Origin of the sequence: Phocaeicola plebeius (assembly GCF_003437535.1) — a bacterium.
Classification (GTDB): domain Bacteria; phylum Bacteroidota; class Bacteroidia; order Bacteroidales; family Bacteroidaceae; genus Phocaeicola; species Phocaeicola plebeius_A.
Map to the genome: position 1 here is coordinate 1 of NZ_QSQT01000026.1, position 13,934 is coordinate 13,934.

General features: G+C 44.4%; 9 protein-coding genes. 1 reads left to right on the forward strand and 8 read right to left on the reverse strand.

The window, feature by feature from the left end; all coding sequences use genetic code 11:
• Positions 1 to 138 precede the first annotated feature (138 nt).
• The 4 genes from xylE to DXD04_RS12710 form a co-directional block, all read right to left on the reverse strand.
• Complete coding sequence (gene xylE, locus DXD04_RS12695; RefSeq protein ID WP_117673641.1) at positions 139 to 1,620, reverse strand: D-xylose transporter XylE; 1,482 nt, start codon at positions 1,618 to 1,620, stop codon at positions 139 to 141.
• Between the two features lie 99 nt (positions 1,621 to 1,719).
• Positions 1,720 to 3,036, reverse strand: a complete 1,317-nt coding sequence (gene xylA, locus DXD04_RS12700; protein WP_117673642.1) for a xylose isomerase — start codon at positions 3,034 to 3,036, stop codon at positions 1,720 to 1,722.
• A 36-nt stretch (positions 3,037 to 3,072) separates the two neighbouring features.
• On the reverse strand, positions 3,073 to 4,560 hold the full coding sequence (locus DXD04_RS12705) for a xylulokinase (protein WP_117673643.1): 1,488 nt from the start codon (positions 4,558 to 4,560) through the stop codon (positions 3,073 to 3,075).
• Between the two features lie 20 nt (positions 4,561 to 4,580).
• The gene (locus DXD04_RS12710) at positions 4,581 to 5,309 is read right to left on the reverse strand and encodes an NUDIX hydrolase (protein ID WP_370859895.1); all 729 of its coding nucleotides are present in this window, start codon (positions 5,307 to 5,309) and stop codon (positions 4,581 to 4,583) included.
• A gap of 394 nt (positions 5,310 to 5,703) precedes the next feature.
• On the opposite strand from DXD04_RS12710, the gene DXD04_RS12715 reads away from it, so the two are divergent.
• Positions 5,704 to 6,528 (forward strand): MBL fold metallo-hydrolase, encoded by an 825-nt coding sequence (locus DXD04_RS12715; RefSeq protein ID WP_117673644.1) that lies wholly within the window; start codon positions 5,704 to 5,706, stop codon positions 6,526 to 6,528.
• 154 nt (positions 6,529 to 6,682) lie between these two features.
• On the opposite strand, the gene DXD04_RS12720 is transcribed toward DXD04_RS12715, so the two are convergent.
• The 4 genes from DXD04_RS12720 to DXD04_RS12735 all read right to left on the reverse strand — a co-directional run bounded on the left by DXD04_RS12720 (position 6,683) and on the right by DXD04_RS12735 (position 13,924).
• The gene (locus DXD04_RS12720) at positions 6,683 to 7,732 is read right to left on the reverse strand and encodes an endonuclease/exonuclease/phosphatase family protein (RefSeq protein ID WP_373104118.1); all 1,050 of its coding nucleotides are present in this window, start codon (positions 7,730 to 7,732) and stop codon (positions 6,683 to 6,685) included.
• A gap of 15 nt (positions 7,733 to 7,747) precedes the next feature.
• The gene (locus tag DXD04_RS16775) at positions 7,748 to 9,142 is read right to left on the reverse strand and encodes a DUF5689 domain-containing protein (protein ID WP_220444614.1); all 1,395 of its coding nucleotides are present in this window, start codon (positions 9,140 to 9,142) and stop codon (positions 7,748 to 7,750) included.
• Between the two features lie 28 nt (positions 9,143 to 9,170).
• Entirely contained in the window at positions 9,171 to 11,888 is a 2,718-nt protein-coding gene (locus DXD04_RS12730; protein WP_117673645.1) for a TonB-dependent receptor, read from the reverse strand.
• A gap of 107 nt (positions 11,889 to 11,995) precedes the next feature.
• Positions 11,996 to 13,924, reverse strand: coding sequence for a fimbrillin family protein (locus tag DXD04_RS12735; protein WP_117673646.1), 1,929 nt, complete (start codon positions 13,922 to 13,924; stop codon positions 11,996 to 11,998).
• Positions 13,925 to 13,934 lie beyond the last annotated feature (10 nt).

A 13,934-nucleotide genomic window follows, 5' to 3' on the forward strand; every position in this document is an offset into this window, starting at 1 on the left:
CGGCAAAGATATAAATTTATCGGATTTACCCCTCAGATTATTACGTTGACCCGTGACTGCTTTATGTAGATCATCCTAATGGGAATCAGTATAAAAAAGGCTTGCAGAAATTCTGCAAGCCTTTTTGGGTTATCCTCTTTATTTTTTCCGCTCTTTCCACAAACGTGTCATGTCTTCTAGGGTTTTACCTTTTGTTTCCGGTACTAATTTCCATACAAAGATGGCTGCAATGATGCAGATAGCTCCGTAGAGTCCGTATACAAACATGTGGCCAAACTTGTCGCCCATATCTCCGGCACTCATGTTGTACATGGGCAGGAAGGTAGATGAGACGATGAAATTGAATATCCATTGGAAAGCGACAGCGATGGCTACGGCTGCGCCACGGATGGTATTGGGGAATATTTCGGCGATGAGCACCCAGCAGATGGGACCCCAGCTGAACATGAACGATGCACTGTAGACCATGATGCTGATGACGGGTACCATAGGGCTGATACCGGTTACTGCATTGCTGAGGGCTACTCCGAGTGCGCCGATGGCCATACCAATGGAACCGTAAATGAGCAGAGGCTTGCGTCCCCACTTTTCTACAGTAAAGACAGCTAACAAAGTGAACAGGATGTTGACAATTCCCATGAATACTGTTTGTACCATCGGATTGCCCATGCCCATGCTTTCGAAAATACGCGGTGCAAAATAAAGTACGGCGTTAATACCTACTGCCTGCTGGAATACACTCAGCATGATACCGATAAAAATAACCATCCAGCCGTAAGTGAACAGTTTTTCTGTCTTTTCATGAGCAGTAGCCTTGATTTCCTGTAGAATCTCTTTTCCTTGTGACAGACCGTTGATACGGCTTAATACAAACAGGGCTTTTTCGTCACGACCGGTCATGGCCAGGTAGCGGGGAGTTTCCGGAACGAACAAAACTAAAAGGGTAAACAATCCGGCAGGAACGGCTTCACTGACAAACATCAGTCGCCATCCGGTTTCAGTACTCCAGGCAGCAGCTTCCGGATTCATGATGCGGTTGACGCCATCCACTATCTCTACTACCGGATTCAGATGGTCTCCCAAGATGAGGAAGTTGACAAAATAGACTACCAGCTGACCGAAGATGATGGCAAACTGGTTCCAGGAAACCAATGTACCGCGGATACTGCTCGGGGCGATTTCAGCGATATACATCGGACAGATGGCAGAAGCCAGTCCCACACCTACACCGCCTATGACGCGGTAAAAATTGAACGCTAACAGAAGCGAATAGGAGGGTTCCCCGTACGGAAATATCAAAAATTCCGGATAGTATGAGCCTAATGCAGATAAAAAGAACATGACGCCGGCTATCAGCAAAGAAAGCTTTCTTCCGAAACGGGAAGCAAAAAATCCTGATAAAGCACTACCGATAATACAGCCTAAAAGGGCGCTCGAAGAAGTGATACCGTGCCAGGTATCTGTATAGATGAAATCGTCTGCTCCCATGAAGAAAGCCTGAAGACCCTTTTCCGCTCCTGAAATAACAGCGGTATCGTAGCCGAACAGCAATCCTCCTAAAACGGCTACCAGTACGATGGAAAACAGATAACTTCTGCTTCCTTTTTCTGTGTAATTCATGATAATAGGTTTTTTATGGAAAATAAAAACCGGCATACCCGGTCGGGAAAGAGACTTTCGCCGACGGGCATGCCGGTCGGATACTGATAAATCAGCGTATTAGCAATACATATTTACAATAGCCTCATACAGTTCTTGTTTTCCACTGGTCTGTTTCGGTTCACCTACAGTCTTAGCGTATGCTACTACATCTTCCAGTGTCAGCTTGCCTTCTTCAAATTCTTTACCTTTTCCGTTGTCGAATGAAGCGTAGCGGTCAGCCAGCATTTTCTTGTAAGGAGATTCTTCCAGCAGGCGTGCTGCATTTTCCAAAGCACGTGCCATGGCATCCATACCAGCGATGTGAGCGATGAAGATGTCTTCCAGGTCAGTAGAGTTACGACGAGTCTTCGCATCGAAGTTTGTACCACCGTTGCCCAGACCACCACCACGGATAATCTGCATCATAGCCTGAATCAGTTCATAGTTGTCGATAGGGAACTGGTCAGTATCCCATCCGTTCTGGTAGTCACCACGGTTAGCGTCGATAGAACCCAGCATGTTGTTGTCTACAGCTACTGCCAGTTCGTGTTCAAATGTGTGACCAGCCAAAGTAGCGTGGTTTACTTCGATATTTACTTTGAAGTCTTTGTCCAGACCGTGTGCTTTCAGGAAGCCGATAACAGTTTCAGTATCTACGTCGTACTGATGCTTGCTTGGTTCCATCGGTTTCGGTTCAATCAGGAAAGTACCCTGGAAACCTTTGCTACGTGCATAGTCACGAGCCATTTTCAACATCTGAGCCAAGTGTTCTTTTTCACGTTTCTGGTCAGTGTTCAGCAGTGACATGTAACCTTCACGGCCGCCCCAGAATACGTAGTTTGTACCGCCCAGTTCGATAGTAGCATCGATGGCGTTCTTAATCTGTACGGCAGCACGAGCTACTACATCAAAGTCAGGGTTAGTAGCTGCACCGTTCATATAACGTGCATGACCGAATACGTTGGCAGTACCCCACAACAGTTTGATACCAGTTTCAGCCTGTTTCTGTTTCAGGTAAGCTACTACTTCTTTCAAGTTAGCTTCGTATTCTTCGATAGTAGCAGCTTCGTCGCACAAGTCTACATCGTGGAAGCAGTAGTATTCGATACCGATTTTCTGCATGAATTCAAAACCTGCATCTACTTTATCTTTTGCAGCCTGTACTTTGTCAGGATTTCCTTTCCATGGGAAGCTCTTTGTTCCGCCACCGAACTGGTCGCCACCTTCAGCGCACAATGTGTGCCACCATGCCATAGCGAACTTCAACCATTCTTTCATCGGTTTGCCCAGGATGACTTTTTCTGCGTCATAATAACGGAAAGCCATCGGGTTTTTGCTTTCTACACCTTCAAATTTGATTTTTCCAATACCCGGAAAGTACTCTTTTGTTGCCATAATATCTTTGTTTTATAAGTTAATGAATTGTTATATTTAATTGTTTGTTGATTTTTCGAGACATTCTTTCCAACGTGCGTATGCGTCGTCGTATGCCGCTTCGTCGGCAGCCTTCGGTTCGATGACAGCCAGTTTGTCGAGAGTGGCAAAAGCTTCCACGTTGTCGCGGTAGATGCCTGCACCCATTCCGGCTCCCTTGGCAGCTCCTACCGAACCGTCGGTGTCATAGAGTTCGATGGTAGCACCTGTGACTCCGGCCAGCGTGTCGCGGAACAGCGGACTCAGGAACATGTTGGCATGTCCGGCGTGAATCTTCCGTACATCCATTCCCATGCCCTTCATGATGTCGATACCGTAACGGAAAGAGAATACGATGCCTTCCTGAGCGGCACGAAGCAGGTGACTGCGGTTATGCAAGTTGAAGTTGACACTCTGAACGGAACATCCGGTTTCCTGGTTCTGCAACATACGTTCAGCTCCGTTGCCAAACGGAAGGATACTGATGCCGGCAGCACCGATAGGAGCCTGAGCAGCTACCTCATTCATTTCCGCATAGCTGAGGTCGGAAGCTAATGTGCGTTTCATCCACGAATTGAGGATACCCGTACCGTTGATGCAGAGCAATACGCCCAGACGAGTCTGTGAAGCAGTATGGTTGACGTGTGCAAATGTATTGACGCGTGACTTCGGATCGTAGTTAACACTACCGTTCACTCCGTATACTACTCCGGAAGTTCCAGCTGTAGAAGCAATTTCACCCGGATTGAATACATTCAGCGAAAGAGCGTTGTTCGGTTGGTCACCGGCGCGGTAAGTTACCGGAGTACCGGCTTTCAGTCCTAACTCGGCAGCTACTTTTTCCGTTACTTTACCCTGTTCAGAGAAAGTCGGACGGATGTCAGCCAGCAAGGATGAGTCAATACCGTAATAATCCAGCAAGAAATCAGCTACCTTGTTTTCCTTGAAATCCCAGAACATACCTTCCGATAATCCGGAAACTGTCGTGCAGATTTCTCCTGTCAGTCGCATGGCGATATAGTCACCCGGAAGCATCACCTTATAGATACGTTCATAAACCTCCGGCTCATTTTCCTTTACCCAAGCCAGTTTGGAAGCCGTGAAGTTGCCCGGTGAGTTCAACAAATGTGACAAGCACTGCGCTTCTCCCAATGTCTGAAATGCCTTCTGACCGTATGGTACAGCTCTGGAGTCACACCATATAATAGAAGGACGGAGCACCTGCTGGTTCTTGTCCACGCAGACCAGACCGTGCATCTGATAAGAAATACCGATAGCCTTGATTTCTTCTGCTTTTGCACCAGAAGCAGTGAGAACGGCTTGTGTAGCCAGTTTCAAATTATCCCACCAGCTCTGCGGGTCCTGTTCAGCCCATCCCTGTTTGACAGCGAGGATAGGCGCTTCTGTTTTCGGGAAAAAGGCAGATGCTGCACATTTTCCGCTTTCTACATTGACCAGACTCGCCTTTACTGACGAGCTTCCTATGTCATAACCTAATACATACATCGTTATATAGTCTTTTAAAATTATCTTCTTGTTTTGTTGTAGATTTTCCGGTCAAACCGGTAATACCTTGCGGCCCGGTGAGATACTCCCTGTTCGTATTCTTCCGTCGGCACGATGTATTCCATCATGGAAATCTTCTTATGGAAGTTGCGTACATCCAATGCTTTGCCGTAAATCACCTCATACAGCATTCGCAGTTGCAGAGCGGTAAATTTCCGTGGAAGCAGCTCGAAGATGCACGACGGGTTGAATTCGATGTGCTGCCGGATAAACTTCATGGCTTCTGCAATAATCAGATTGTGGTCGAATGCCAGGTCCTTCACTTCTTCCAGTGCCACCCATTCTGCCTTGTATTCATCCAGGTTCTTGTTGAGAGTCTTGTCTATTTTTACCATGGCAAAGTAGGCGATGGTTACGATTCGTTCCACTTTGGCCTTTTCGGCTCTTTCCAGCCAGTGAACATCTTTGGGATTCTTGGTACGGTCCTTTGAACCGAACGCCTTGAACTGCATCAGGTCTACGTTCTTGAGTCCAGTCAAATCACGAAGCACTCGTTTAGCTGCATCATCCAAGTCCTCATCCATGTAGATAAGGCTTCCGGGGAGTTTCATATCGTGGAAAACTTCTCCACTTTCTTCCCCCATTCTTTTTACGAGCAACACCTTTAGTTTCTCTCCATCGAATCCGATGACCACGCAGTCTACTGAGATGTGATTATTGGCTAATTGTTCAGTGTATTCCATAAGCATTTTTCTGTCTACACCGCAAAGGACGTTTTTTTTATTGATATATGCAATAGGGCTTTTGTGGGTTGTAAAACCTTATTGTTCAATAGGGTAAATATCTTATTTGATACAATATCGTGATGTGATGTTTTTGTAGTTCATACAATATGTATAAAAGGTAATTTCCCGTGCAGGCTTATTGGCAAAAGTACAACAACCCGAAAAATCGAATTTTCAATATCTTACGTGAGGAATAGGAAAAGTCTCCTGCAAGGGGCTTATTGTATTTTATGTTTATGTTGAAATCTCGGTGCCTTATTTTGAGGAAAGAAGGGGATAGTGGTAAGAATCCTTATGTGTTAAAAAAATAAAAGCAGGAAATTTATATCTTTGTCTTGTGTTTTAAAGGATACATTGTATGGAAAATTCGATGAAGCTTATTATGCTGGGTACGGGAAATGCGGCCACCGTAGCCTGCTACAATACCTGTTTTGCCTTGTGCCGGGAGGATAAATACTTTTTAGTGGATGCCGGAGGAGGTAACGGCATTCTGTCGCAGTTGCAGAAGACACATATCCCGTTGTCAGGCATTCATGAGATATTTGTGACGCATGCACATACTGACCATATATTGGGTGTGATATGGATGATTCGTATGGTGGCTCAGGCTATTCAGAAAGGAGAGTACCAGGGCGAACTGCGCATATATGGGCATGACAAGGTGGTACAGGTGCTCGACTGGATTTGCCGGATGACTTTACCCAAGAAGATTGTGGCACGCCTAGGAGAAGAGATACTGTTGTGTGAGGTGAAGAACGGAGAAAAATTTCAGGCCATCGGCCTGGAAGTGGAATGCTTTGACATTGCCTCTACAAAGGAGAAACAGTTTGGTTTCCGTACCTGTCTTCCTGATGGACAATCGCTGGTTTGTCTGGGTGATGAACCTTATAACGCATGCAACCAGATGTATGTGGAAGGAGCCGACTGGCTGCTGTGTGAGGCGTTCTGCTTGTATGAAGACCGGGAACGGTTCAAGCCCTACGAGAAGCATCATAGCACGGCTTTGGATGCTGGCCGGTTAGCAGCTCAGCTTGGAGTGAAGAATCTGCTGCTGTATCACACGGAAGACAAGACACTGGCTACCCGTAAAGAGCGCTATACGGCAGAAGCAGCTTTGCAGTTTAACGGTAAGGTCTATGTACCGGAAGATTTGGAGGAAATTTTACTACGGGGTAATGAATGAATTACTACGTAGTAGTCGGTCTGTTACTACGAGGTAACGGAGGAACTACTACGTAGTAGTTTAAAGGGCATTTGAAGAGGTTTTAAATGAAACAAGAAAGGCGTTCCGATTGTGTTGTCGGAACGCCTTTCTTTATGAAAAGATATATTTTCTCTTACTTCATTACCTTGACAAAATAGGTGAGGGTCGGCAAGTGGTCGCTGAATCCATTCTGGAATGTAGTACCCGAGAATGTACGAAGTGGATACCCTTTGTACTTTCCTTCCTTTTGAAGCAGGAATGGACGGTTGAATACTTCGCTCTTCCAGAATTTCAATGTACTGCGGTCTTTGCCAATCAGGTTACCTGATATAATCTGCTGGTCAAACAAATTCCATTGGTTCTGGTAGCAGAGAGAACCGATACCCTGATCGTACAATTTCCAGGTAGCATTGTAATATCCGTCAGGTTTTACCTCCTTGATGTTCTTTTTAGCGCCCAGTACCTCGCTACAGCTCTTGTTGAACGGGTCATCATTCAAGTCACCCACAATGAGCACTTTTGCTTCCGGGTTCTGTGCATGGATAGAATCGCCAATGTGTTTCACGATGCTGGCAGCAAATTCTCTCAGCGGAGAAGAAGCGGATCCACCGTAGCGTGAAGGCCAGTGATTTACAATCAGGTGAAACGGTTCCCCGGCCAGTATACCACTTACCAGCAGAATGTCGCGGGTTTTATAGTGCGGCATATCCGGCTTGTTGAAAGGATAGATTCTGGCATCAATCAGCTTGAACAGTTTCGGGTTGTACAAGGCTGCTACGTCGATACCTCTGTGGTCGGGCGATTCGAAATGTACGATTTCATATCCCGTTCCACTGATGGGAGCTGTTTTTGTCAGGTCTTCCAATACTTTCCGGTTTTCCACTTCTGAGATACCGATGATAGCAGGGCCTGCCGGACAATAATCTCTTCCCAATTGTGAGATTACCTTGGCAATATTCTGTAACTTTTGTTCATACTTGGTCTGAGTCCATTCATACTTTCCTTCCGGAGTGAAATCATCATCCCCTTCGTTGTTAGGGTCGTCCACCGTGTCCCAAAGGTTTTCTAAATTATAGAATGCGGCTGCATAAACACCCAGTCTGTCTTGTGCAAACAGACTGGTGGTATATACACAAGTAATGAACAAAGTGAAAATAAGCAATCGTTTATTCATAACTTTCATGGTTTGATGTGTGCATTAATTGCTTGGAGTGGGTTCAATGGTTGTACCTCCGTCACCACCGGTGCTGCCACTTCCACTTCCTGGAACATAGAGTTTGACGCTGAATAATCGCAACCCATACGTGTTATCTGCTGCGGTTGTATAAAATTCTAAAGTTGTATTATTTGAAATATTTATGTCTTTAATTTCAAACTCAAAAGGTTTGTTACCTTCTTGATTTTCTCCACTGACCACTTTACTCGATAAGGGGAGTTCTGTACCGTTGCATTTAATTTTCAGTGTATTTAGGTCTTGTGTTTCTCCTGAATTATAAACATTGCATCCTACCTGATATTTTAATGTGGCTTTAGTAGCACCTTGTCCGTTTATGCCTTTTACTTTCAGATTAATGTCAGATCCTTTTGGGAACCACACGTTAGCAGGATAAGCGGAGCCTATGCGTACATCAGCCTTTCCTGATTCATCTTCGAAGAATCCAGGATTATCAAACCCTGTGTATTCGGCGATTTTAGGCCAGTAATTTCCACTCTTTTCAGGAGTTCCAAAAGATTCTTGGAATAAAACCGTTTCACCACTCGGAGTTTCTCCGCCTTCATTCCCACCTTCTTCATTACTTCCAGTAAAGTCGCTGACATCATTAGCTGTACGTAAAGTAAGCTGCCAAGTACCTCTGAATCTTCCTAAGATACCTGTTACATTACCTTTTCCTTCTGGAAGTTTATTACCTGCAAAGCTGGCATAATTGCTGGTACGAATCATGATAGTATTTCCATGACTGTCGGTAATATTTTCTTCACCATAACCATCTTCTGGAGCAAAGATACCCTTACCACCGTTCTGGAAAGTAACTCCGGTAAATTGCACTAATTTGAATTTATAGTTATCGGGAGCAGCGTTGATGGTACTGATGTCATCAATTACAACAGGCTTGGCATTTTCTGGATTAGCCCATCCGTCTTTGCTGACATGTTTTTCGAAATCTTCCCACGGTGTACGATACAAGTATCCTTCCGGATGTCCTAATTGCTGTTCGTCTCCATATACGGAAATGCTCAATCCGTTCAGGTCTACATATACAGTCTGGCCTACCGGATAATAATTGTACACACTGCTTTGGTCTACTTCCATTTCAATGGCACCCGTTTCATCCTGCAAGTAGATTTTCTTGAAGATGTTTCCTGATTCATCGTTACCTGTGATGACGGCTTTGAGTACCTGGTCTTGCGTGATGATGATAGGAACGTCCTGAGTAGCTGCTGCATTCTGTGTACGCAATTCTGAAATCGTGATATTGGCTGCCGGACCTGTGTATTCAGGTTCTGTCAAGAGAGGAGCATCATAGTCTCGTTCACATGCAAAGAGAGCGAGTGAGGCAATGAGTGGCAGACTGATATTTCTTAAAAGTTTCATATATTCTGAGTTTTATGTAGGTTAATGATTAAAAACGGTAGCTCACATTCAGGAAACAGTTGATGCCCTGCATGTAGTAGTATTTTCCTCCAAAGCGTTCCGGATGGTCAAGGTCAAATCGTCCCTGTTCGTATCCTCCGGTACAAATATCTTTCTTGTTCAATACATTGTTCAGAGAAAGATTGAAGTTGATAGATTGTCTTCCAGGCAAGTAGAAAATTTTTCCGATAGACAAGTCTAATGTATAGGCTGCCGGGAAACGTTCTTGTGTGGTCAACTGCTTGAAGGCATCGTAATACTGGTTATACGGAGTTACTTCTGTGTAGCTTGAAGCCAGACGGCGGAGGGGAGCAGCTTCGATGTAGTTGCGTGCAAATCCGTTCAGGTTGGCTCCCAGGAACCAGTATTTGATGAAGTAACGGATTCCGAATGTACCGGCAATCTGTGGAACTCCACCTACGTAAACATCCTTCATGTATACTTGTTCTCTTTCTACTATCTTTCCGTTTTCAGAGTTCTTGATACCGTCAGGGTTGTTGCTGTAATAATATTCACCTACGGTTCCAGCCAGGTCGAAGCTCCAATGGTCATCCAGTTTGTAAGTAGCTCCCAGCTCAATACCTCTGTGAATGCGGTTTACTCCATACAACACGTGGTTGATGAATGTTCCTTCAATGCCGTCATAGTAGCTGCTGCGTTCCATCTGGTCATAGAAATTAGTCTGGAATACTCCGATACGTCCGGCCAGGTGAGGAGTAGAGAAGATGTAGTTGATGTCGGCAGAGAGAACCCGTCCACTCTTCATGTCATCAATGGTACGGTCTGTGATACGCGGTGATACGTATGCTTCGTTGGGCAACGGAGCTTCACTACCATAACTGATGTTGGCGTTAATCATGTGACGTCCGTTGAACTTGTAGGTCAGTCCTCCCTTTACCATTAAGTCTGTGAACTGATGGCGAGCACCTTTGCCGAAAGAACTGTCCGGATAACGTCCGTTACGCATTTTACCATCACGCTGGAAGCTGGTATAAGTCAGCTTCATTCCGTAATAGTAATCCCAATAACGTGAATGATACTGATTCACTACCCAGGCATTCAGTGAATAAATGTTCAGGTTATAGTTGTAACCGAAAATTCCTTCTTCGTATACTTTTCTCTGCGGGCGGTTCAAGTCGTTCTGAATTTTGTCCGGATCACCAGAGAAGTCTTGTTCTGCAAATTTATCAATATCCAGCACATATTCTGCTCCCAGCAGGTCGGCTACGGTCTTGAACTGGCGTGACTGGGTGTAGCGTGCACCGACTCCGGCTGTGATGTCGAAATGACGGCTCATGCGTGCGTTTAAAGTAGAGTTGAATGAAGTTTCCAACAAGTCACTGCGACGTTCTTCCAGCATGTAAACAGCTGCTCCGTTACCATTACGAATGTTGTTGGCATTAGCCAGGTAGAGGTCATCCCAGTTGATTTGTGTAAAGCTGGTCTGGTTAGTACGCCACAACTCTTTGTATCTTAGTTGTACCATTTCATCTTCAAAATACGAAGGAAGGTAGCGATAGTAATCCGGGCGAGGGTCAGGAGCATTGTACCAGTTCAGGGCCGTATTACCGTAGCGGGCATAATGTGCTCCCACACCTGTAGTCAGCGTCATATTATCGTTGATTTTCCAGATGTGCGAAATGATGGCAGTCGGGTCGAATGCCGTTACCACCTTTGCATTTCTTTTTTCTCCGTTCTGGTATCCCCAGTTCGGGTTGTAAAGGTAGTTTCCTGTCAGTTCATACACTTCGCGGTAAGAACTGCCTTGCTGTCCACGCTGTACCGGTGATACGAAAGCCACCATTGACAGGCTATGTTCTCCTCCTTTCCATTGCTTTTCAGCAGAGAAGGCGAAAGAAACGTTCTTGTAGAAAGTTCCGTCGATGTTACCTTCATTCGAATAGCGTCCGCCAATAGAGGTAGTGAATGCCCATCCGTTATCTTTCAGTCCGGTAGAGTAGGTAAACATGCCACGGAGATAATAGTTTCGGTTGGTATAGCTTAAGGTTAACTTTCCTCCAGGAGTATAGCTGCTGGCACGCATATTGATGTTTTCCGTACCTCCCAACTCACCAAAAGTAAAGGACGAAGGAGCTGTGAAGTTGGTGACATCACCGTTACGTGTCATGTCGTTCAGTGCGCCTACCGCTGCATAGTTGAATACACCCCTATTCTGGTCGTTGAATTCCACGCCATTGATGTATTTAACCTCCTGTGTGCTGTTGTATCCACGTGGAGAGAAGCGTGCAGGTGAAAGCTGATAGGCAGCTTTGTTCAGGAAAATATCATTTGACAGAATCACGGTAGAGCTGACATCCTGCCCGGAGGTCTCCACGTCGTCATCCACCATGCCGGCATCGATGATGCCAATCATAGACACGTCTTCGTTTGCGTTAAGTTCAGTTACTCGGATAGGTTTTAGTTCAGTTACGCCTAAGTTTTCTACTTCAATGGAGACACTCTTGGGCGTAATCATTACGGAGTTAAGCTGAATGACGTAAGTTCCCGGCTGAATATTTCGGATGGTGAAGTTTCCGTCCGCGTCGGTTGTGACTTGGCGGTTCAGTTCTGTCACCGTCACAATTACACCTGGAATAGGGTCATTGCTTACTGCTCCGATCACACTTCCTTTCACGCTTACATTTCCTTGTGCAAAGACAAGGCAAGGAAGGAAGAATGCCATGAAGAACAGTAATTTGTGTTTCATAAAAAATAATTGTTAGTTTAGTGTTATTTTATAGGGGGTGAAAGAGAACATGAAAAAGTTTTATAGAGCTTTTTCATGTTCTCTTGTGAGGGGAATGGATCAAATTGTTATTGGATTTCAACTAATTCCATGTCATCATAATAAATGTATCCACCACTCTCATTACTATCCATATTGCGGTAGGTTCTTACTTCGTAGCGCATTTTTACAGTACCAGCAGGAGCGGTAAATTCTATTGTAACTTGTTGCCATTCTGTGTTGTCTGTAGAGTAGTCGTTTTGTTGGATTTGTTTGTTTATGTCATTGATTGTTTTTCCGTCACTACCTACCATGGCAAACCAATAACGACTGCTTGCTTTTGTATCATTGTCAAGGAACCAATAAGAGATTTTGTATTTCTTTCCAGCTGTGATAGCAACTTCTTGTTGAATTTTATTTGTTCCACTGGCTGAAGTTTGTCTTAGTGCATTATTCCCACCATGTTTAATGCTGGTTTCTTTTACAATTTCTCCCGTATTATATGTTTTATTGTCCCATGCAGTAGGTAATTCATTTGTCCAGTCTTCAAATCCAGGGTTAGTTAATAAATTAATTCCCGGTTCAGGTTCTGGATCAACAGTTCCTCCTCCTTCTCCATTGGCAACTACTTTTACATTCTTGATTTCCCAAGTTCCGGCAGCAGCAGTTGTACTTATATATTTGAATGCAAATTTGATTGTTTTTCCAGCATAAGCCGATAAATCAATGGTTGCAGTTGTGAAATTAAATTCACTGCCATATTTATCAATTGTCAATTGTTGCCAGTTATCTGCACTTGTTTCAGTAGCCCAAAGAGTAAATTCTTCTTCAGCTGTTCCAGCATAATTATGGGCATGATCGAATGTTAATGTTGCAGTTGCTGCCTGACTTAAATCTACAGGAGGAGAAACTAACCAAGATTCGGATGCATATCTTGTTCCGCCAATATAAGCACTGGCTTTCATGAATTTATCATCATTAAATGAACCAAGGCTCCATACAAAACTGCCTTCTCCATTTGGAAGTTGCTTATTATCAATAGTAAAACTTCCTTGTCCAGTTGCAAATGATTCATCCAATACCACAGTTTCTCCACCTGGTTGAGTTCCACCATCGAAATCAACATTAATATCTCCACCTGGTTTTTCAGTCCAGTTGCTGATTGTTGCATTTCCTACTGTAACAACCGGTTTCCCATTGTTGATGGATAGTTTTGCATTAAAGCTTACATTTGTTCCTTTTTCAAAAATACTTGCGTCACTAATTGTATGGGTGAATGATTGACCGTTGAGGTTAAAAGTCAGGTTGAGTGACGTCTGGTCGGTGCTTGCAGCTGTTGGGAGAATGATGGCTGTAGCCGTAGCTGTTGTACCTTGTGCATCTATGTACATCGCTACATCTTTATTGTTGGTTCCTGCTGTAGCAGTCAGTGTTCCGTCAGCCAAGTTAAATTCACCTTCTGTGCTGATACCCTTAATGTTTACACCCAATCCGTTAAGAGTTTCAATTGTTTCATCTTTGGTTACATTCAGGGTGACTTTAGTCAGTTGGTGTGTAAATCCCAGACTAATAGTGGTGGCAGTAGTTGCTGCTACTCCTTTAGTACCGTTAGAATAAATCAAGTCGATAGCAGCCGGATTGCTCTGGTCGGATACATTTACCGCAAGCTTATTGCCGCTTACACTTGTGGTATAAGGATAATATGCAATGAAGTCTACATTCCCGCTTTCAGGGAGATAAATACCATTACCTGGAGCAGCCGTCAATGTGCCGTTGGTCTGTGCAATGTACTTTTTGTTTTGTGCGGTTGCAGCCTCAATTCCACTTCCTGCGTTCATCATGTAAATACCTACCTCGTCGTTTGCATTCCAAGTGTTACCTGAAACTCTTGACTGAATAGCTGTGGTAAATACGATGCCTTCACTTCCGTACCATTCGCTGTTGTCGTCATTGTTTGTACAACTCATTAGAGCTAGGGTTGATAATGCCCCCATGTACAGTAGATTCGAGATTTTCATACTAATTTAT